General features: G+C 62.1%; 18 protein-coding genes. 9 read left to right on the forward strand and 9 right to left on the reverse strand.

Annotated elements, in window-relative coordinates; all coding sequences use genetic code 11:
• Nucleotides 1-2: 2 nt before the first annotated feature.
• Entirely contained in the window at nucleotides 3-386 is a 384-nt protein-coding gene (locus BUB23_RS21785) for an MOSC N-terminal beta barrel domain-containing protein (RefSeq protein ID WP_073107873.1), read from the reverse strand.
• On the reverse strand, nucleotides 383-3,040 hold the full coding sequence (locus BUB23_RS21790; RefSeq protein WP_073107880.1) for an AsmA family protein: 2,658 nt from the start codon (nucleotides 3,038-3,040) through the stop codon (nucleotides 383-385). The genes BUB23_RS21785 and BUB23_RS21790 overlap by 4 nt, the downstream gene beginning before the upstream one ends.
• A gap of 266 nt (nucleotides 3,041-3,306) precedes the next feature.
• Here BUB23_RS21790 and BUB23_RS21795 point away from each other — a divergent pair, with 266 nt between their 5' ends.
• A complete protein-coding gene (locus tag BUB23_RS21795; protein ID WP_073107885.1) occupies nucleotides 3,307-4,584 on the forward strand; it encodes a bifunctional O-acetylhomoserine aminocarboxypropyltransferase/cysteine synthase in 1,278 nt (425 codons plus the stop codon).
• Between the two features lie 2 nt (nucleotides 4,585-4,586).
• Here the strand turns inward: BUB23_RS21795 and BUB23_RS27890 are convergent, their stop codons facing one another.
• Nucleotides 4,587-5,000, reverse strand: a complete 414-nt coding sequence (locus tag BUB23_RS27890; RefSeq protein WP_073107890.1) for a YidB family protein — start codon at nucleotides 4,998-5,000, stop codon at nucleotides 4,587-4,589.
• Nucleotides 5,001-5,246: 246 nt separating this feature from the next.
• Between BUB23_RS27890 and BUB23_RS21805 the strand changes: the two genes are divergently transcribed.
• The 3 genes from BUB23_RS21805 to BUB23_RS21815 are packed head-to-tail and all read left to right on the forward strand — an operon-like array spanning nucleotide 5,247 to nucleotide 8,112.
• Nucleotides 5,247-6,365, forward strand: coding sequence for a Re/Si-specific NAD(P)(+) transhydrogenase subunit alpha (locus BUB23_RS21805; protein ID WP_073107893.1), 1,119 nt, complete (start codon nucleotides 5,247-5,249; stop codon nucleotides 6,363-6,365).
• Nucleotides 6,365-6,679 carry an NAD(P) transhydrogenase subunit alpha part 2 gene (locus BUB23_RS21810; protein WP_073107898.1) on the forward strand — a complete coding sequence of 105 codons (315 nt, stop codon included), beginning with the start codon at nucleotides 6,365-6,367 and terminating at the stop codon, nucleotides 6,677-6,679. The genes BUB23_RS21805 and BUB23_RS21810 overlap by 1 nt, the downstream gene beginning before the upstream one ends.
• Nucleotides 6,676-8,112, forward strand: coding sequence for an NAD(P)(+) transhydrogenase (Re/Si-specific) subunit beta (locus BUB23_RS21815; RefSeq protein ID WP_073107903.1), 1,437 nt, complete (start codon nucleotides 6,676-6,678; stop codon nucleotides 8,110-8,112). Before BUB23_RS21810 ends, BUB23_RS21815 begins: the two co-directional genes overlap by 4 nt.
• A gap of 44 nt (nucleotides 8,113-8,156) precedes the next feature.
• Here the strand turns inward: BUB23_RS21815 and amaB are convergent, their stop codons facing one another.
• Nucleotides 8,157-9,662, reverse strand: a complete 1,506-nt coding sequence (gene amaB, locus BUB23_RS21820; protein ID WP_073107907.1) for an L-piperidine-6-carboxylate dehydrogenase — start codon at nucleotides 9,660-9,662, stop codon at nucleotides 8,157-8,159.
• 127 nt (nucleotides 9,663-9,789) lie between these two features.
• On the opposite strand from amaB, the gene lhpI reads away from it, so the two are divergent.
• From lhpI to BUB23_RS21835, 3 genes are all read left to right on the forward strand, one after another.
• Nucleotides 9,790-10,701, forward strand: coding sequence for a bifunctional Delta(1)-pyrroline-2-carboxylate/Delta(1)-piperideine-2-carboxylate reductase (lhpI, locus tag BUB23_RS21825; protein ID WP_073107910.1), 912 nt, complete (start codon nucleotides 9,790-9,792; stop codon nucleotides 10,699-10,701).
• 92 nt (nucleotides 10,702-10,793) lie between these two features.
• Nucleotides 10,794-11,558, forward strand: a complete 765-nt coding sequence (locus BUB23_RS21830; protein WP_073107915.1) for a flagellar brake protein — start codon at nucleotides 10,794-10,796, stop codon at nucleotides 11,556-11,558.
• A 237-nt stretch (nucleotides 11,559-11,795) separates the two neighbouring features.
• Nucleotides 11,796-12,122 carry a hypothetical protein gene (locus BUB23_RS21835; RefSeq protein ID WP_143161080.1) on the forward strand — a complete coding sequence of 109 codons (327 nt, stop codon included), beginning with the start codon at nucleotides 11,796-11,798 and terminating at the stop codon, nucleotides 12,120-12,122.
• 27 nt (nucleotides 12,123-12,149) lie between these two features.
• On the opposite strand, the gene BUB23_RS21840 is transcribed toward BUB23_RS21835, so the two are convergent.
• From BUB23_RS21840 to kce, 5 genes are all read right to left on the reverse strand, one after another.
• A complete protein-coding gene (locus tag BUB23_RS21840; RefSeq protein ID WP_073107923.1) occupies nucleotides 12,150-13,097 on the reverse strand; it encodes a LysR family transcriptional regulator in 948 nt (315 codons plus the stop codon).
• A gap of 69 nt (nucleotides 13,098-13,166) precedes the next feature.
• Nucleotides 13,167-14,102 (reverse strand): 3-hydroxyacyl-CoA dehydrogenase family protein, encoded by a 936-nt coding sequence (locus BUB23_RS21845; protein WP_073107927.1) that lies wholly within the window; start codon nucleotides 14,100-14,102, stop codon nucleotides 13,167-13,169.
• A 59-nt stretch (nucleotides 14,103-14,161) separates the two neighbouring features.
• The gene (locus BUB23_RS21850) at nucleotides 14,162-14,695 is read right to left on the reverse strand and encodes a carboxymuconolactone decarboxylase family protein (RefSeq protein ID WP_073107930.1); all 534 of its coding nucleotides are present in this window, start codon (nucleotides 14,693-14,695) and stop codon (nucleotides 14,162-14,164) included.
• Between the two features lie 19 nt (nucleotides 14,696-14,714).
• The gene (locus tag BUB23_RS21855; RefSeq protein WP_073107932.1) at nucleotides 14,715-15,689 is read right to left on the reverse strand and encodes a Bug family tripartite tricarboxylate transporter substrate binding protein; all 975 of its coding nucleotides are present in this window, start codon (nucleotides 15,687-15,689) and stop codon (nucleotides 14,715-14,717) included.
• Between the two features lie 29 nt (nucleotides 15,690-15,718).
• Entirely contained in the window at nucleotides 15,719-16,672 is a 954-nt protein-coding gene (gene kce / locus BUB23_RS21860) for a 3,5-dioxohexanoate:acetyl-CoA acetone transferase (protein ID WP_073107934.1), read from the reverse strand.
• Nucleotides 16,673-16,996: 324 nt separating this feature from the next.
• Between kce and BUB23_RS21865 the strand changes: the two genes are divergently transcribed.
• The gene (locus BUB23_RS21865) at nucleotides 16,997-17,665 is read left to right on the forward strand and encodes an O-methyltransferase (RefSeq protein WP_073107937.1); all 669 of its coding nucleotides are present in this window, start codon (nucleotides 16,997-16,999) and stop codon (nucleotides 17,663-17,665) included.
• A 179-nt stretch (nucleotides 17,666-17,844) separates the two neighbouring features.
• Nucleotides 17,845-18,996 (forward strand): ISL3 family transposase, encoded by a 1,152-nt coding sequence (locus tag BUB23_RS21870; protein WP_218598908.1) that lies wholly within the window; start codon nucleotides 17,845-17,847, stop codon nucleotides 18,994-18,996.
• Nucleotides 18,997-19,029: the final 33 nt, after the last annotated feature.

Below are 19,029 nucleotides of genomic sequence, written 5' to 3' on the forward strand. Positions count from 1 at the left end.
CATCAGGGCCAAAACACCGGCCCCGCATCGGGATGCACCTTTACCAGCCGGCACGGCTGCCCCAGGAATTTCGACACCCATGTGGCAACCAGCTCGCCTTCGTCCACGACATCCACGCGCTGCCCGCCCACCACCGCCTGGCGGCGCACGCTGTCGTCGTCTTCGATCACGTCCAGCGGAATATCCAGGCGCAGCATGCCTGGCGCGCGCATGACCAGGCAGCCCATGCTGATATCGACCTTGATATCGGCCAGCTTCCCGCAGCGGGCCTGGCTCAGCCAGCCGCCCGACTCGTCGACCACCAGCCAGCGCTTGTCGTAGGGGGCCGCATCCGGCTTATCGATGCCGCCGCAGGCGGCAATGGGAAAATAAAGAATCGAGATCATTGGCCAAGAAGTCCTTTTAGCGCGTCGCCTATGCTTTTCACCGGGTCCATGGGTTTCTTCGGCGGCGCGGGAATCGGCGATGCGGGCGCCGCGCCCTCCGCCTCGGCTTCGGGCACCTTGCCTATCTGGTTGGACAGCAGGTCCATCAAGCCGCCCTGCACCGCCTCTTTCACCGCCTTGCTGCCGATTTCCTTCCACTGGACCTGGTAGCCGAGTTTGTCGAAGGGGCCGGAAATGCGCAGCGGAACCGTCACGTTTTTCAGTTCGTCGAGTTCCTTGCCGCCCTGCCCGGTCGAGGTATTGACGACGCGCACGTTGATGCTGACATCGAGCTGCTTATTGACGATGTCCAGCGATGCCGGCGTACCTTGCGACACGCGCAGCAGGGGCGCCACAAGATTCAGTTTCTTTATCGTGCCCTGGCCGCGGTTGAATTCTATGTCCGCGTCCAGCGACGTGAAATCCGTTTGGCGCCCCATGTCGAACTGGGTGGCGACGTCCGGCAATTGACCACTGAACATATTGCGCACGGCATCCCTGGCCTCGCGCAAGGTCTGGCCGACGTTGATGCCTTTGACCGCGCCGTCGCGCACCCGCGCCTGCACCATGCCCGTCAAGCCCGCCGTGAGCGCCGGCACGGTCGAACCTTCGGTCTCGACCTTGATCTTGATCGTGCCCAGCCCCGTCAGCCGGCCTTCCTGCGACAAGTCCTGCAGCAAAGGGCCGAGCGCGACATTGTCGAGAGACAGGTCGGCGCCCAGGACATTTTTGGAATTGGCCGTGATTTTGCCGTCCAGCTTGCCTGCATACAGATCCGCCTTCAGGCCGGTGATCGTCAGTTGGCCGTCCACCGCGCGCAGGGCCGCGGCGAACTGCTTGGCCTGCACGTCCTTGATCTTGACCTCGCCGATCGCGATATTGCCGATCAGGTCCACGGAATTCAGGAAAGACAAATCCAGCTTGTTCGCCGCGACCGGCGCGGCCGGCTCGGCGGCTTTGGGCGCCGGCTCGGCCGCCGGCTTCGCGCCGTCCTTGGCCGCAGGGGGCGGCGGCGCCTTGACCACCACGGGCGGAAAGACGGTATTGAAGTCCAGCTTGTCCGCGGCCAGGTTGAAGGCGACTTTGGGGTCTTTCAAATTCGTGGCCTGGACGCGGAAATCCAGTTTGCTGCTGCTGAGCACGGCATTGATTTCGCTGACCAGCTCATCCTTGATGAGATCGGCCTGCAGGCTGCCGATGAAAGGGATCTCGAAGCTGCCCCCGGGCAGGGCCGCGTCTTCTATCCTTACGTCGCCCTTCATGGCGGACAGGGCGCCCTTTCTTTCGAACATATCCCAGTTGGCCGGCGAGGTCATCTTGAGCTGCACCAGGCGGTCGCCCTCTTTCACGCCGCCGTCTATTTTGAGTTCCTTGAGCGTCAGCTTCTGCGCGTCCCCGCCTATGCCGCTCAGGCCCAGCGCCACGCCCAGCACCTTGCCGCCGCCCCTGAGCTTCACCGTGCCCGAAACCGGCTCGCCCTTGGCAGCCTCGGGCGATATGGACAGGCTGGGCGCGTCGAAGGCAATATCGAAATTCTGGTCGGGCAGATTGCCCTTGGCCCGATACGCCAGCTTTTCGACCTGCAGCTCGGCCTGGCTGCGGTCCACCTTCAACTGGGGCACGATCAGGCTGGTTTCGAGGTTCTTCACCGGCGTATCGCCGCCGAGCTCGCCTTGCACCAGGAGTTCGACATTGCTGGCGCTGAACATCTCGGAGTAGGCGCTATACGCCAGGTTGCCCCGCAAGGTGGCGGACTTGGCCTGCAATTGGCCCAGCTTGCCGTTGATCAGCACATTGATCTTCTGGGCGGAGTAGGTCTGCTCTTCAGGATTGAACTTGACGACGGCCTGCCCCTCGAGGTTGGCGTCCGCCACCGGAAAGTCGCCGATGAGCTTGCCTTTGAGCGCGACATCGAAGGCCTGGTTGAACGTCATCCGGCCGGTATTGACGTCCAGCTGCAGGACGCGGGCGACCGAGCCCGTTACCTTGTCGAACAAATGAATTTCGCCGTTCTTCAGGTCCAGCCCGGCGATGTCGATCTGGAAGTCGGTGCCGGAAGCGGCGTGGCTGGCCAGGGCCGCCGGCAGTTGCCTGGCGGGCGGCGCCGGCGCCGGAGGAGCGGCCTGCGCCCCTGCCGCGCCGGACGCCGCCGGCGCGGGCAAGGCCGCCGTCGCCATGGCCGCCGCCGGGGCCAGCAGCGCGGCGACCGCGGACTGGCGCTCGACCAGGTCGCGGAAATTGAAGGCGCCGTGCTCGTCGCGTATGAGCCATGCCTTGAAGCCCGTGACGGCGACATGATCGACCACGAGCCGGTTGGACATCAGCGGCCATATCGCCACCGCGAAACGGGCGCTGTCTATGGAGGCGAAGGTATCGGTGCTATTGCGGTCGGACAGCGATACGCCCTGCACGGACAAACCGATGCGCGGAAACAGCGATAACTCGATATCGCCCTTGATGGCCAAGCTGCGTTGATAACGGTTATAGACGATTTCCTCGAGCTTGCTTTTATAGGCGTTCGGGTCGAATGTCAGGAGAAAGATTGCGATACCTACCAAGGCAACCAGGAACACCACGACGATACTGATAAGTACCCGCTTTAACCAAACTTTCATTTACGGCCTCTAAAACCACGGGACAGCCCCCCGGCACAATACATGGCGAATACCTAGAATGCTAACCCAAGTCACCGGGTTTATTCTTCGGGGGATGAGCTTTTCGACATTGAGCGCCAGTAAAGTTCCGAGACTGGAACCCGTAACGGGATTTTATTACTATCGGCTATATTGAAATCGGACAATATTCTATCGCCCGGCTAAATAGCCCGGTACGATGGCTGCATTGTCCGCCACTTACCCGACCAACTTAGAAGACCAGACACATGAAATTCGAGACACTTGCGATCCATGCCGGCTACCAGCCCGACCCCACCACCAAGGCCGTGGCCGTCCCAATTTACCAGACTACGTCCTATGCCTTCGACAGTACGCAGCACGGCGCGGACCTGTTCGACCTGAAAGTGGCCGGCAATATCTATACACGCATCATGAACCCCACCAATGCGGTGCTCGAAGAGCGCGTCGCCGCGCTTGAAGGCGGCGTGGCGGCGCTGGCGGTGGCCTCGGGCATGGCGGCCATCACCTATGCTATCCAGACTATCGCACAAGCCGGGGATAATATTGTATCGGTCAGTAAGCTGTATGGCGGCACTTATAACCTCTTCGCCCATACTTTCCCGCGCCAGGGCATCACGGTGAAATTCGCGCCGCACGACGATGTCGCGGCGCTTGAAGCCCTGATCGACGACAACACCAAAGCGGTGTTCTGCGAAACCATAGGCAATCCGGCGGGCAATATCGTCGATATCCAGGCGTTCGCGGACGCTGCGCACCGGCATGGCGTGCCGCTGATCGTCGACAATACCGTGGCCTCGCCCGCGCTGTGCCGGCCTTTCGAACACGGCGCCGACATTATCGTGCATGCGCTGACCAAATACATGGGCGGGCACGGCACCACCATCGCCGGCGCCGTGGTCGATTCGGGCAAATTCCCCTGGGCCGAAAACAAAAAGCGCTTTCCCATGCTCAACGAGCCCGACCCGTCCTACCATGGCGTGGTCTACACCGAGGCCTTCGGCCCGGCGGCGTTCATCGGGCGCTGCCGCGTGGTGCCGCTGCGCAATACGGGCGCGGCCCTATCGCCGTTCAATGCCTTCCTGATCCTGCAAGGCATCGAAACCCTGTCCCTGCGCATGGAGCGCCATACCGAAAACGCGCTGAAAGTGGCGCAATTCCTGCAGGGGCACGATCAGGTTTCCTGGGTGCAATACGCCGGCCTGAGCGACCATCCCGAGCATGGCCTGGCGCAGAAATACCTGGGCGGCAAGCCCGCCAGCATCCTGTGCTTCGGCATCAAGGGCGGCAGCGCCGCCGGGGCGCGCTTCATCGATGCGCTGCAGCTGATACTGCGGCTGGTGAACATCGGCGACGCCAAATCGCTGGCCTGCCATCCGGCATCCACGACCCACAGGCAGCTCAATCCCAAGGAACTGGCCGATGCCGGCGTGGGCGAAGACATGGTGCGCCTGTCCATCGGGCTGGAGCATGTCGACGATATCCTGGCCGACCTGACCCAGGCCTTGGACGCCAGCAAGGGCTGAGCCTAAAGCCGGCCCAGAATGCCGGACAAGGACCCCAGCACGGAGCCCTCGCCCGCCCGCCCCGCCACCGGGGCGCCATCGGGTGTGGCCTGGTCGACCAGGCTGGGCAGCATCACACTGAGGCTGCCCAATACCGCGCCGACGTCCAGGCCCGAGCGCTGCGACAGGCTGTTGACGATGTCGTCGCCCAGCACCGCATGCAACTGGTCCGGCGTGACGGGCTGGTTCTTCCCGCTGCCGACCCAGGAGGCGATGACTTCGCCCAGCCCCCCCTGCTGGAATTTTTCGATCAGGCCCGGCAAGCCGCCGGGATAGGCTTTGACTTGTTCGATCAGGGCAGGCAGCAATGCCGCCTGGGCCCGTGCCTGCGGATTTTCTGTTCCCATCGCGGCAACAATAGAGTCTAAAAGTCCCATATTCGCTTCTCCAACATGACGTCGCTTCGAGTCTATAGGATTTTCGCCCGGATGACAGTGAAGAACGCCGACCCGTCGGCCGGAGCGTCTCCGCCACAATGCGGGGGCGCCTTCGGCGCCGCATTGGTCTTGCCTCGCTCGACCTCGCCCTGAGGGGCGAGGCTTGCGCTTAGGCTCGTGGTCAAACAGTGTCAAAACTTCGGGTATAGTAGCCGTCATTAAAAGTAAAAACCTGGGAGAGGCTGTATGCAGATAGGAATTCCACGGGAAAGCCTGGCCGGCGAAACGCGCGTCGCCGCAACACCCGAAACCATCAAAAAATACCTGGCCGGCAAACATACCGTCGTGGTCGAACGCGGGGCCGGCGCGGCCGCCCATTATCCGGATGACGCCTACGCACAGGCGGGCGCGCAACTGGTCGACAGCGCCCAGGCGCTGGGCGCCGACATCGTCCTGAAGGTGCGCCCGCCCAATGAGCAGGAGCGCCGGCACATGAAGCGCGGGGCCGTCCTGGTCGGCATGCTGGACCCTTTCGACCCGGCCGGCATTGCGCAGCTGGCCGAGGCCGGCCTGACCGCGTTCGCCCTGGAAGCCGCGCCGCGCATCACGCGCGCGCAAAGCCTGGACGTCCTGTCCTCACAGGCGAACCTGGCCGGCTACAAGGCCGTGCTGTTGGCGGCCAATCAATATGGGCGGCTGATCCCCATGATGATGACCGCGGCCGGCACGCTCAAGGCCGCCCGCGTGGTGGTGCTGGGCGCCGGGGTCGCGGGCCTGCAAGCCATCGCGACCGCCAAGCGCCTGGGCGCCGTGGTCGAGGCTTCCGATGTGCGGCCCGCCGCCAAAGAACAGATCGAATCGCTGGGGGCCAAATTCATCGACGTTCCCTTTGAGACCGACGAAGAGCGCGAAATAGCGCAAGGCGTGGGCGGCTATGCGCGCCCCATGCCGGCGGCGTGGATGGCGCGCCAGGCGGCCCTGGTGGCCGAGCGCTGCCGCCAGGCCGACATCGTGATCAGCACTGCGCTGATTCCGGGCCGCCCCGCCCCGGTGCTGATCAGCGCTGAGACGGTGCAGGGCATGAAACCCGGCTCGGTCATCGTCGACCTCGCGGTCGAGCGGGGCGGCAACTGCCCGCTCTCGGAAAAAGACCAGGTCGTTGAAAAGCATGGCGTCACCCTGATAGGCCTGAGCAACCTGCCGGCCCTGGTCGCCACCGACGCCTCGGCGCTTTATGCGCGCAATGTGCTGGACTTCATGAAACTCATCGCCGACGCCGAAGGCAAGCTTGCCATAAAGCAAGACGACGAAATCATCACTGCCTGCCTGATGTGCATGGACGGCAAAGTCTTAAGGAGCGCCTGATGGAAGCCGTAAGCCCCACCCTCATCAATTTCATTATCTTCGTGCTGGCGATCTACGTGGGTTTCCATGTGGTGTGGAACGTCACCCCCGCGCTGCACACGCCGCTGATGGCCGTCACCAACGCCATCTCGGCCATTGTCATCGTGGGCGCCATGCTGGCCGCCGCGCTGACTGAAAGCAGCCTGGCCCGCTACATGGGCGTGTTCGCCGTGGCGCTCGCCGCCGTCAACGTGTTCGGCGGCTTCCTGGTCACGCGCCGCATGCTGGAAATGTTCAAGAAAAAAGACAAAAAACCCGCGGGAGGCAAGGCATGATCTCCATCAATCTGGTGACGCTGTTCTATCTGATAGCGTCGGTGTGCTTCATCCAGGCGCTCAAGGGCCTGTCGCACCCAACCACCTCGCAGCGCGGCAATGCCTTCGGCATGGCCGGCATGGCGATCGCCGTGCTGACCACCGCGGCCCTGATCGCCAGCCTGGCGGCCGACGGCAAGACCGGCATCGGCCTGGGCTGGGTGCTGCTGGGCCTGCTGGTCGGCGGCACCGTGGGCACCGTGATGGCCAAGCGGGTCGAAATGACCAAGATGCCCGAACTGGTCGCCTTCATGCACAGCATGATAGGCCTGGCGGCGGTGGCCATCGCCGTGGCCGTCGTGGCCGAGCCGCACGCCTTCAACATCGCCGCCGCGGGCGCGCCCATCCCGGTGGGCAACCGGCTGGAACTGTTCATTGGCACCTTCGTCGGCGCGATCACCTTTTCGGGCTCGGTCATCGCGTTCGGCAAGCTGTCGGGCAAATACAAGTTCCGGCTCTTCCAGGGCGCCCCCGTGGTGTTTTCGGGCCAGCACATCGTCAACCTGGCGCTGGCGCTGGCCATGCTGGCCTGCGGCCTGTGGTTCATGGCAACGCAGTTGTGGCTGCCCTTCATCATCATGACCCTCCTGGCCTTCGCGCTGGGCGTGCTCATCATCATTCCGATAGGCGGGGCCGACATGCCAGTGGTGGTGTCCATGCTCAACAGCTATTCGGGCTGGGCCGCCGCCGGCATCGGGTTTTCCTTGAACAACCCCATGCTCATCATCGCCGGCTCGCTGGTCGGCTCATCGGGCGCCATCCTTTCATACATCATGTGCAAGGCCATGAACCGGTCCTTCTTCAATGTGATCCTGGGCGGGTTCGGCGCCGCGCCGGGCTCGGCCGCCGCCGCGGACCAGGGGCAGCGCAACGTCAGGTCGGGCAGTCCCGACGACGCGGCCTTCCTCATGAGCAATGCGGAATCGGTCACGATAGTCCCGGGCTACGGCCTGGCCGTCGCCCGCGCCCAGCATGCGCTCAAGGAACTGGCCGAAAAGCTGACCGCCAACGGCGTGGTCGTCAAATACGCCATCCACCCGGTGGCCGGGCGCATGCCGGGCCACATGAATGTGCTGCTGGCCGAAGCCGAGGTGCCTTACGACCAGGTGTTCGAAATGGATGACATCAACAGCGAATTCTCCCAGACCGATGTGGTGCTGGTGCTGGGGGCCAATGACGTCGTCAACCCGGCCGCCAAGAATGATCCGCAGTCGCCCATTGCCGGCATGCCTATCCTGGAAGCCTACAAAGCGCGCACGGTCATCGTCAACAAGCGTTCCATGGCGGCGGGCTATGCCGGCCTGGACAATGAACTGTTCTACATGGACAAGACCATGATGGTTTTCGGCGATGCCAAGAAAGTCATCGAAGACATGGTGAAAGCCATCGAATGATCCGGCCGCGGCCAGCGCGGGGCCGGCAATGCCCCGCGCTGGCCCTATGGCTGGCCGCCAAACTGGATGCCTTGCGCCAGCGGCAGCTCGCGCGAATAATTCACGGTGTTGGTCGCCCTGCGCATATAAGCCTTCCACGCATCCGAACCCGATTCCCGCCCTCCGCCGGTTTCCTTTTCGCCCCCGAACGCGCCGCCGATCTCGGCGCCCGATGTCCCGATATTGACATTGGCGATGCCGCAGTCCGAGCCTGACGCCGACATGAACCATTCCGCTTCGCGCAAGTCGTTGGTGAAGACCGCCGACGACAAGCCCTGCGGCACCTCGTTCTGCAATCGAAGGGCGCCGGCGAAATCGTCATAGCGCATGACATACAGTATGGGCGCGAAGGTTTCATGGCGCACCACTTCCGTCTGCGCCGGCATCTCGACCAGCGCCGGCGCCACATACCAGGCCTCGGGATACTGCCCGGCCAGGCGGCGCTCGCCGCCCGACACCTTGCCGCCTTCGGCGCGCGCCTGCCGCAGCGCCGCCTGCATGCCATCGAACGCCACCCGGTCTATCAGGGGGCCGACCAGCGTTTCCGCGTCCAGGGGATTGCCTATCCGCGCGCCGGCATAGGCTTTTTCCAGCCTGGCCAGCAAATCGCCGGCCACGCTTCGATGCACGATCAAGCGGCGCGTGCTGGTGCAGCGCTGCCCGGCGGTTCCCACGGCGCCGAACAGGATGCCGCGCGCCGCCATGTCCAGATCGGCGCTCGGCGCCACGATAATGGCGTTATTGCCGCCCAGCTCCAGCAGGGAACGGCCGAAGCGCGCCGCCACCCGCGGACCGACTTCGCGGCCCATGCGGGTGGAGCCGGTGGCCGACAGCAGCGCAACGCGATGGTGATCGGCCAGCGCCTGCCCGATCTCGCGTCCGCCGATCAACACCTGCGATAGGCCCTCGGGCGCATCGCCGAATTTTTTCAAGGCGCGCTCGAATAGCGCCTGGCACGCCAAGGCGGCCAAGGGGGTTTTCTCCGATGGCTTCCAGACCACGGCGTCGCCGCAGACTATGGCCAGGGCCGTGTTCCACGACCATACCGCCACCGGAAAGTTGAACGCCGAGATGACGCCGACGACCCCCAGCGGATGCCAGGTTTCCATCATGCGATGGCCGGGCCGTTCGGACGCTATCGTCAAACCATACAACTGGCGCGACAGCCCCACGGCAAAGTCGCAGATGTCTATCATTTCCTGGACCTCGCCCGCCCCTTCGGCCAGGATCTTGCCGGCCTCGACAGATACCAGCCGCCCCAGGGCCTGCTTGTTGGCGCGCAGTTCGTCGCCCAGCAGGCGGACGAGTTCGCCGCGGCGCGCCGCCGGCACCTGCCGCCATGCCAGGAAGGCGCCGTGCGCGGCGTCGATGGCGGCATTCGCCTGGGCGGCGCTATGCTCGCGCAATTGCGCGATGCGCCCGCCGTCTATCGGCGAGCGCACCGTCAGGTCCGGCCCGGCCGAGGCTGCCGCATCCACGCCCAATGCGCCCAATAATTCTGCGATATTCATTCGGTCTTCCTGATATTTTCCCGATTGTCCGGGACATGGAGGCAAACAAAAGCGACACTATGACCTGCTTTCATCCATCCACAAGGCATTATTACAATGTTTTGGCCCGAAAACAGAGAGATAACCCATGCCAGCCCCTTCCATTGCCGTCTTCAATGCCGCAGAAACCGCCGCGCTGCTGCCGTTTCCCGAACTGGTCGCCGCGCTGGCGCTGGCCTGCTCCGAATACGCCAGCGGCGCCATTCATGCGCCCGAACGCCAGGTCGTGCCATTCCCCCAAGGAGGAGTCATGCTGTCCATGCCAGCCACGGCGCGCGATATCGGCATCCATAAGCTCGTGAACGTAATGCCCGGCAATCGCGCGCTGGATCTGCCCACCATACACGGCGTCGTCTCGGCGTTCGATGGCCGCAGCGGGCGCGAATTGTGCGTGCTCGACGGCCCCACCGTCACGGCGCGCCGCACCGCCGCCGTCACCATGCTGGGCCTGAAGACCTTCCTCGCCCGGCCTCCCGGGCGGGTGGCGCTGATAGGCACGGGCACGCAGGCTGGCGGCCATATCGAAGCGCTGGCCGCCCTCTATCCCGGCCTGCATGTCACCGCCGTGGGCAGCAGCCAGGAAAGGGTGCAGGCCTTCATCGACGCGCATCGGTCCCTGCCATTGCAACTGCAAGCCGCCGCGGCCACGCCGGACGACATCGACGCCGTCATTACGCTTACCACCAGCGCCGTCCCCGTCTACACCAGGCCTGCCCGAGCCGGCCTGCTGCTGGTCGGCGTGGGCGCTTTCAAGCCCGAACTCGCCGAAATCGGCCCCGCCACCTTGGCGGGCAGCCGGATCTATGTGGACGATCCGGCCGGCGCGCGGCACGAGGCGGGCGACCTGATACAGGCGCAAGTGGACTGGTCGGCGGTGCGTTCTCTGGCGGACGCGCTGGCCCATGGCGCGCCATTCGACCACCCCATCGTTTTCAAGACGGTGGGATGCGCGGCATGGGACCTGGCCGCGGCCCGCTGCGCGCTGGCAAGAATCAAATAGAATAAGCCGAAATCGGCCCATAATCGGGTAGACTACCTCTCGGTGAATTGTTCTGTCCCGTCCATTGTCTCTTACCGAAATCGTCACAATAAATGTCTATTGCCACCTCTAGCGCCGCGAACGACGGGGAAGATCAGTTTCTGGTCACATCCAGGCTCGAGATCCAGTCGCTGCTGCGGTCGATCGAAGAAAAAAAGGCCCTGCTCAGGATGCACGTCGAGGGAAGAAGCGTCGCCATCATCACGACCATCCTGGAAATCGAACCGGACGGCAATACGCTCATCGTCGACAACTCGGCCGACGAGGATTTCAATCGGCGCATCTCCAGCGCGGAAAAAGTGTCGTTCGAAACCAATCTCGACAAAGTCCGCATACAGTTTTCCGTCCACCGGGTCAGCCCGTGCCTGCAGGACAACCTGCCCGCATTGCGCATTCCGTTCCCGGAATCCATCAGGCGCGTGCAGCGGCGCGAATACTACCGCGTCGACATCCCGGTCAGCGAGCCGGCCCTGTGCACCCTTTCCATCGCCGACGGCAAAGGCGCCAGGAAAGACGTCAAGCTGCAAATCCAGGACATCAGCGCGGGAGGCGTTTCCATCCTCGACAACGAGCATCTGCTGGACAATTCCCTGGGCACGATTTACAAAGACTGCACCCTGGACTTGCCGGAAGCGGGCACCGTGGTGACCGGGCTGCAGATCAAGCGCTCGCTGGACGAAACACTGCTCAACGACAAAAAAATCCGCCTGCTGGGCTGCAAGTTCCACAACTTGTCCAATCCCATGAATTTTATTGTCCAACAATACATAGGCAAGCTCGAACGCAAGCTCAACGCCAAGCGGCGCGGCTTCGACTGACAAAAATCCGGACAGCGGCATAAGGGTGAACCCTTATGGTGCAGCCTCATGCTGCAATGCACCATGACGGACCGCGAACGCGGTCCGCAATAAGCGCCAGGCCGGGCTCCCCGACCGCATAAAACATAAATTAATCAATACAATCAATGGCTTGCGCGCCAACCTCCAGAGTTGGCACATGGTTTGCGTTTACTCCATCAAGCCCCTACGGGTTTCCGATGGATCACGATGCGCTGCATGGATTTTTTGCAGTCTCTCGCAAAAGGCAAGTTTATGAAGCTCTCTCCACTTTTCGCTGCCACCCCCGATTTCGACGGTCTGGATGAAGGCCAACTGCGGCCGAGCCGGGCAGCCTTTGTTCTGCCATCCCTGCTGCACAGCTTCTCGCACGGTGCGGTATCGCCAAAACCCATGGCTCCTCGCGCCACAAAGCGGCTGCGCCATAGCGGGAAACCCACCCCCCGCTATTCCGTAGGACCGCTGTTCGGTTTGTTCAGGCGCTATCGCTCGTGGCTGCACAAGCAGTATGCGGATCTCGCCGCGGGCAGCCACTTTTATGATTGAGGCGTGCAACCCGCCCCGGCGATACGATCAACCGCCGCCGCGGACCGCAGCCGGAGGCATCGGCGCAAGGGGGGCCGCAGCCTGCGCGTAGCGCTGCAAAAGCATGTCTCTCAATGCCGCGCTGGCCGGCGCTTCGTATCGCGACGCCATGCGGGCGATGCCGACCGTCCAGCCCACTTTTCCTTTCAGGGAAATGAGTTCGCAGCGCCCCGCGGCGACCAGCCGCAGGGCCTGCGCCGGGGCTATCCCCAGCCCGAACCCCGCCTCGACCATGCGGACAAGGGTCGGCACGGTCGAGATCTGTTGGGCGGCATCATGCAGCGCAAGATCCGCATCCAGGAAGGCTTGCTGCAGCACTTTTCGAAGCAGGGTGCCTTGAGGATTTACCATCAGGGGCTGATTCTTCAGTTCCCGAAGCGCCACACTGGTCTTCTTGCCCAGCGGGTGGCCTTTGGGGACGACGAGAGAGCAGGCGTCCCAATAAAGCGGCTCGAACACGACGTTCTTGCGGTCGCTTGGCTCAGACACAATGGCCAGGTCCACCTCCGCGGCGGCAAGCATCTGAAGGCTACGATGCGAATCTATATCCAGAAGATTGACCTTGATACCCGGATACTGGCGCACGAAGTCTGCCAGGAGGAAAGGAATCTCGTCTTGAGCAAGCGACGGCACCACCGCAATAGTCACTTCACCGCGCTGAAGCGATGCCTCCTGGCGCAGTGTCTTCTCCACGCTGGAAAGCGCCGCGCAGGCGTTGAGGGCTGCGTCCAGCAAGCGGCGCCCAGCCTCGGTGAGCGCGACCGAGCGCGTTGTCCGGTCAAAGAGCTTGACGCCAAGGCGTGTTTCCAGCAATTTGATGCGCGCGCTCACCGCCGAGGCGGACGTATGCAGCCGCTCCGAGGCGGCTCGAAAGCTTCCGGCCTGGGCGACCGCGAGAAACGTGACGATGCTGTTGAGATTGAAGTGCGGACCCATTTGTCTCTTGAACGGTGAACATGCGCCTATTATGCCCGTCCCATTTGCGCGAGGATGGATGCACGCATCTTACGCGCCAGGCAGGACTGCCGGTGAATGCTGCACCAGCTCGGCCGCGCGGTTGAGCACCGCCTCAAAGCGCAAGCGTTCCGCCGCGGCCTCTTCCGAAGTCCAATCCCAGAAACCGCGCAGCGACTTTGTGCCCGCGCGCCCCTGCTCCACGAGCGCCCGCAGGCCCGCCGATGGCTGAGGGTCGTTGCACAGGCTGGGGTAGATAGAACTTGCCGCCGCGAGCTGGGTATCCAGGCCGGAGAGCTCCTTTTGCAGGATGGGGCCGGCGGCCGCATATCGGAAACCGAAACCATAACGAACCGCTTTGTCGACGTCCTCCGGCGTCGCCAGGCCCGAATCAATGATCGAGAACGCTTCGCGCATCAGGGCATGCTGAATACGGTTGGCCAGCAAGCCTGGCAGATCTTTGTTGATCTTTACGACCACCCTGCCGACTGCCTCGAAAGCCTCTTGCAGCTCGAGGATCGCGGCCTCGGACGTCTTCTCTCCCTTTGCCAGTTCCACGAGCGGGACGATGTGCGCCGGCAGGAAGAAATGGGCATTGGCCATCCGATGGGCGCTTGAGCATCCGGCCGCGATGTCGGTGATCCGGAAGCCACTGCTGTTCGAGCCGATCGGGATATGCGCGGGGGCGCGCTCATCGAGCTCCCTGAACACTTGCTGCTTGGTGGCCAGATCTTCGCTCACCGTCTCGATGACGATCCGTGCTTCGCTCCAATCCACCTCGGCGATGCCCGCGGTGACGCGCAGCAACTCGTCGCTCCATGAACCCTGCAGGACCGCCACTCCATCGCGCATGCGGCCGGCGGCCGCTGCACGGTTGGAGGCGAAAGGCTCCACCGCCTGTACGCGCCATCCCGCCTTCAAAAAGATCGCCGCAATGTCGCAGCCCATATGACCGCAGCCGATGACAACTACATTTGACTGTTGCATTCAATACCTTATATCTCGAGTAACAAGGCCCCATTGGTCCAGCGCCATGGAGTCGCCATTCAATCCTCTGGCCGGATGTCGCAGGCCACGACGACCCGGGACACCATGTTGTAGGCCGCGATCGTGGCAATCAGATCGACAAGCTCCTCGCGCGAAAACAGGCTGTTGGCCTGCTCAAAGGCATCTTCCTTGACAATGATGTCTCGCGTCATTTCGAGCGTAAGCTGAAAAGCCATCCGCTCCTGCGCGTTGAATACCGCGGCATTCCGGGCGGCCGCCTCGACGTCCTGCATGGCCTCGACCTGCGCGGAAGACCCCCCGGCTTTTTCGAATTCCCGCGCATGATGGTGGAACTCGTATTCCGCCTTGTTGATCACCGCCACGGCGCACATGACGATCTCCCGAACCTTGGGCGAGAGCGATAAGCGCTGGCGGACGGTTCCCAGAAAGGCATTCCAGGCTTCGGCAAGAACGGGGCTATTGAGCAGCAGCCTGTCGAGGTTGGACAGTTCGCCGCCGCGGCGCTTACGAATGGCCTCGACCACGTGTTTCGGTTCGGCCAGGTCGCCCGGCACCAGAGGTATTCTTTGCATCTTGGGATATCCTTTGCGGTCAATTGGTCTGGACGTTGGCGCGAGCGGCTACTTCCTTGAATGTCTTGCGCTGTTCGTTCAGCAGCCGTCCAAACTCCTCGGGCGAATTGGCGATGATCTCGGCGCCGGAGCCTTCCAGCTTCTCCTTTACGTCGGGACCCTTCAACGCTTCGGCGATAGCCAGATTGATTTTCTTCACGATCTCGGCGGGCACCCCGGCCGGCGCCACCACGGCCTGCCAGGATCCCATCACGTAGCCCGGGACGCCCGACTCCATCAGGGTGGGGATTTCCGGCATGGAGGCCATGCGCTTCGGACTCGCAACGGCGATTGCCTTTAACGCACCGCTTTTTATTTGCGGGCTGACAAGCAGGAGCGAAGCCAGCGACAGGTTCACCTGGCCGCCCATGAGGTCCACCATGGCGGCGCCCGCTCCCTTATAAGGGATCTGCGTCATTTCTATCCCGGTTTCGGCCGAGAGCCTGTGCCCCGCAAGGGCGGCCGAATTGTTGTGAGCTGCGAAATTCATCTTGTCGGGATTGGCCTTCGAATACTCCAGGAGTTCCTTGAAGGTCTTGGCTGGAACCGACGGGTGCACGACGAGCGTATGCGGCGAGAAGGTCAGGACCGTCACCGGATCGAATGCCGTCGCCGGGTCAAATGGAAGATTCTTGTAGAAGATGGGACCCATCGTGAGGGTCCCGATGTCCAGCACCATCAGGGTATAGCCATCGGCTGGCGCGGACGCGACGAATTGCGCGCCGATGTTGCCATCGGCTCCCGCCTTATTGATCACCACCACAGGCTGCTTCCACATCTCGCTGAGTTTCTGTCCAACGGTGCGTGCGAGGGTGTCCGAACCGCCCCCCGCCGCAAACGGCACGACGATATTGACAGGTTTGCCGGGGTAGCTCGAAGCGCCCTCGGCGCCGGCGCCGGAATGGATGCTCAGACCAAGCGCCGCGGTGGCGAGTATTGTTGTCAACTTTTTCATTCTTCATTGTCTCCTGTTTCTATCGTGGATTATTGTGCGATTGCGTCAGCCTGGAAATTCACTTCGGCAGACCCTTTCAACTGAAGCAGTTCCCGCGCTTCCTGCGGCGTGGCGATTTCCAGTGAGAGCGCCTCGAGAATGGTCCTGATCTTTTCGACCTGTTGAGCGTTCGACTCGGCGAGCCGGCCGGGCCCGATCCAGAGCGAGTCCTCCAGGCCGACGCGCACATGCGAGCCTTGGGTCGCCCCCATCGTCGCCAGCGGGATCTGATTGCGCCCGGCGCCCAGGATGGACCATTGGTGATCCTCGCCGAAAAGCCGGTCGGCGGTGCGCTTCATGTGCATCAGGTCCTCGGGATGCGCGCCTATGCCTCCCAACAGCCCGAATACGCTCTGAATGAGAAATGGCGGCTTGGCCAACTGGCGGTCGGCGAAGTGCGCGAGGTTATACAGATGGGAAATGTCATAGCACTCGAATTCGAAACGCGTGCCCTGCGCCCCGCAATGAACCAGGATGTATTCGATATCGGCAAAGGTATTCCTGAAGACCGAACACCTGCTGTTCTCGAGCATTTCAGGCTCCCAGGGATGTTGAAACTCGCGGAAGCGCTCGAGCATCGGGTAGAGGCCGAAGTTCATGGAACCCATGTTCAGGGAGGCGAGCTCCGGCGCGAATGTCTGCACCGGGCGCAGACGCTCCTCGATGCTCATCTGGGGATTCCCGCCGGTGGTAATGTTAATAACGGCATCCGTCGCGGACGTGATGCGTTGCAGCAGCTCCGTGAACATGGCCGGATCCTGGGTGGGCCTGCCGCACTTTGGGTCCCGGGCATGCAGATGCACGATCGCCGCTCCCGCGTTTGCAGCGCCTATGGCGGCCGATGCGACCTCTTCAGCCGTGATGGGCAGGAAGCGCGACATGCTGGGCGTATGGATGGCGCCGGTCACCGCGCACGTGATGATTACTTTCCTGGGCTTTGCCATGGCGTGCCTGCTTTTTCTTGAGCGCGCCGGGTCCGGGAAAGACGGCGCGCTTCATGGTTGATCGATGATGCAAATCATAGGTGGACATATCGTTCTCAACAAGCGATCGTTTTGCGTCAATTGATATCAATTCTGATATCAATTGACGCAGCCGCCGATCTGCGCGCCACGGAGGCGATCGAATGCGTTCTGCTGCATCCCCGGTTATCCCGCTTTGCCGCTCGCAATGATTTGGAAATAGAATGACAAGCGGTATGCAAGCAGCGCAGAAACCGCTAGCGGCAAGAGCGCGCATGCCACGCCGACAAGACAAGGAGCAGGTCAATGAGTCAGGATCGATGGGCTGTCGTAGACGAGTACATTTCCAGCAAGCTGATACCAGCGGACCCCGCCCTGGATGCGACACTGGAAAGCAGCGCGGAAGCAGGCTTGCGGGCGATCAACGTCGCGCCCAATCAAGGAAAATTACTGCATCTATTGGCTAAAATTCGAGGCGCCCGCCGAATTCTGGAGATCGGCACGCTAGGCGGCTACAGCACGATCTGGCTCGCCAGGGCGCTGCCGTCCGACGGCAGACTGGTCAGCCTGGAACTGGACCCCAGCCACGCGGCGCTGGCGCGCAAGAACATCGAAGGGGCCGGATTATCAAGCATGGTCTCGGTCATGGTGGGCAAGGCCACGGATAGCCTGAAGAAACTTGTCGCCGACCAGGCCGAACCCTTCGATTTCATTTTCATCGACGCCGACAAGGAAAGCAATCCCGAGTATCTTCAATGGTCGCTGAAGCTTTCCCGCCCCGGCACCGTGATCATAGGCGACAACGTGGTTCGCAAAGGCTGCATTGCCGATCCCGGCAATAAGGATCCGGACGTGCTCGCCGTGCGCAGTTTCCTGGAAATCATGGGCGCCGAACCCCGCTTGACGAGCACCGCCATTCAAACTGTCGGCAGCAAAGGATGGGACGGTTTTTCCATTTCCGTGGTTTCGGAATAATGGCGCAGGATGTCGCTGCGCTGCCCTTGCCCTATATAGGCCGCAACAAGAAACCCGCAGGCTCTTCATCATTAACGGGGGACACCGACATTCATTAGACTTGTTTTTGCGACGAAACACGTTTAATGGAAGCAATGCCGATGTCCCCAGTAAATTCTATCCTAGGAATCAGAGATTTATTGATTGATCGAGTGGAAAGAGGCCGAGAGATTCATGTCTGGGCCAGGCCAGCCAAGCGCTTGGCGTGCGTACATTGCCAGCAAGAGTCGGTACGTATTAAAGCCACGCACCAGCGAACGCTCAAGCACACGCGCCAGGGCAACCAGTTGATGGTGCTGCACCTGCGCGTGCCCAAGTACCACTGCACCGATTGCAATCGCTATTTTCGCCACCGCTTCGCGGGCATCCGGCCGCGGCGCCGAGCCACCGAAGCGTATCGCCTGGAGGTCTTCGAGGCCCACGACGGGGGCGTGAGCCAGCACCAACTAACTCGCACGCATCGGATCGGCAGCGCCACCGTCGAGCGCTGGTATCAATCGTTTGTCAAGCAACGGGTCTCGGAGCTGTCGGGTCGAACCTGCCCCCAGGTGCTGGGCATTGATGAGCACTTTTTCAGTCGTAAAAAGGGCTACGCCAGCACGCTGGTCGATTTGAAGCATCACAAGGTGTTCGATGTGGTGCTGGGGCGCTCAGAAGCCAGCCTGCGCAGCTATTTGAAGCGTTTGCCGGGCAAGGAGCACGTACGGGTCATTGTGATGGATCTGTCCGAGACCTATCGTCGTATTGCACAACAGTACTTTCCCAACGCCATGATCGTGGCCGACCGCTTCCATGTCGTTCGGTTGGTGAACCAGCATTTGCTCAAGCTGTGGCAGCAGCACGACCCTGAGGGGCGCAAGAACCGAGGATTACTGAGCCTGATGCGCCGCCATCACTGGAATCTATCCTCGGTGCAAAAGGAGCGACTGCACCAGTACCTGGCACAGTCGCCCGTGCTGGGGGCGTTGTATTTCGCCAAACAGCAACTGAACGGCTTTCTGGTCATGAAGCACTTGAAGGCTAAGCGAGCCAAACAGATGTTGCCCAAGTTCCTGGCATTGATCCGCCAGTTTGAACAAAGCCCGGCCAGGGCGTTGGCCGCCACGTTAACATCATGGCTTGAGCCCATCGTACGAATGTGGCGATTCACCAAATCAAATGGGATCACCGAAGGATTCCACACCAAAATGGAAATGCTCTCACGCAGAGCGTACGGATTCAGGAATTTTGAGAATTACCGTATGCGGGTCTTGGCCCAGTGCGGTTGGAACGGTGTGATTAACCGAGTGTGATGAGTGCCGATCCCCCGTTAATGGGGAAGAGCC

Origin of the sequence: Pollutimonas bauzanensis, from assembly GCF_900129885.1 — a bacterium.
GTDB classification, from domain to species: domain Bacteria; phylum Pseudomonadota; class Gammaproteobacteria; order Burkholderiales; family Burkholderiaceae_B; genus Pollutimonas; species Pollutimonas bauzanensis.

Bases quoted from the DNA above. Each gene is read 5' to 3' on its own strand.
- amaB (WP_073107907.1), bottom strand. From the start codon at position 9,662: ATGAATATCGCAGAATTATTGGGCGCATTGGGCGTGGATGCGGCAGCC.
- BUB23_RS27890 (WP_073107890.1), bottom strand. From the start codon at position 5,000: ATGGGACTTTTAGACTCTATTGTTGCCGCGATGGGAACAGAAAATCCG.
- BUB23_RS21790 (WP_073107880.1), bottom strand. From the start codon at position 3,040: ATGAAAGTTTGGTTAAAGCGGGTACTTATCAGTATCGTCGTGGTGTTC.
- kce (WP_073107934.1), bottom strand. From the start codon at position 16,672: ATGGCAAAGCCCAGGAAAGTAATCATCACGTGCGCGGTGACCGGCGCC.
- BUB23_RS21850 (WP_073107930.1), bottom strand. From the start codon at position 14,695: ATGCAAAGAATACCTCTGGTGCCGGGCGACCTGGCCGAACCGAAACAC.
- BUB23_RS21815 (WP_073107903.1), top strand. From the start codon at position 6,676: ATGATCTCCATCAATCTGGTGACGCTGTTCTATCTGATAGCGTCGGTG.
- lhpI (WP_073107910.1), top strand. From the start codon at position 9,790: ATGCCAGCCCCTTCCATTGCCGTCTTCAATGCCGCAGAAACCGCCGCG.
- BUB23_RS21865 (WP_073107937.1), top strand. From the start codon at position 16,997: ATGAGTCAGGATCGATGGGCTGTCGTAGACGAGTACATTTCCAGCAAG.
- BUB23_RS21835 (WP_143161080.1), top strand. From the start codon at position 11,796: ATGGATTTTTTGCAGTCTCTCGCAAAAGGCAAGTTTATGAAGCTCTCT.
- BUB23_RS21785 (WP_073107873.1), bottom strand. From the start codon at position 386: ATGATCTCGATTCTTTATTTTCCCATTGCCGCCTGCGGCGGCATCGAT.
- BUB23_RS21810 (WP_073107898.1), top strand. From the start codon at position 6,365: ATGGAAGCCGTAAGCCCCACCCTCATCAATTTCATTATCTTCGTGCTG.
- BUB23_RS21805 (WP_073107893.1), top strand. From the start codon at position 5,247: ATGCAGATAGGAATTCCACGGGAAAGCCTGGCCGGCGAAACGCGCGTC.
- BUB23_RS21830 (WP_073107915.1), top strand. From the start codon at position 10,794: ATGTCTATTGCCACCTCTAGCGCCGCGAACGACGGGGAAGATCAGTTT.
- BUB23_RS21845 (WP_073107927.1), bottom strand. From the start codon at position 14,102: ATGCAACAGTCAAATGTAGTTGTCATCGGCTGCGGTCATATGGGCTGC.
- BUB23_RS21840 (WP_073107923.1), bottom strand. From the start codon at position 13,097: ATGGGTCCGCACTTCAATCTCAACAGCATCGTCACGTTTCTCGCGGTC.
- BUB23_RS21795 (WP_073107885.1), top strand. From the start codon at position 3,307: ATGAAATTCGAGACACTTGCGATCCATGCCGGCTACCAGCCCGACCCC.
- BUB23_RS21855 (WP_073107932.1), bottom strand. From the start codon at position 15,689: ATGAAAAAGTTGACAACAATACTCGCCACCGCGGCGCTTGGTCTGAGC.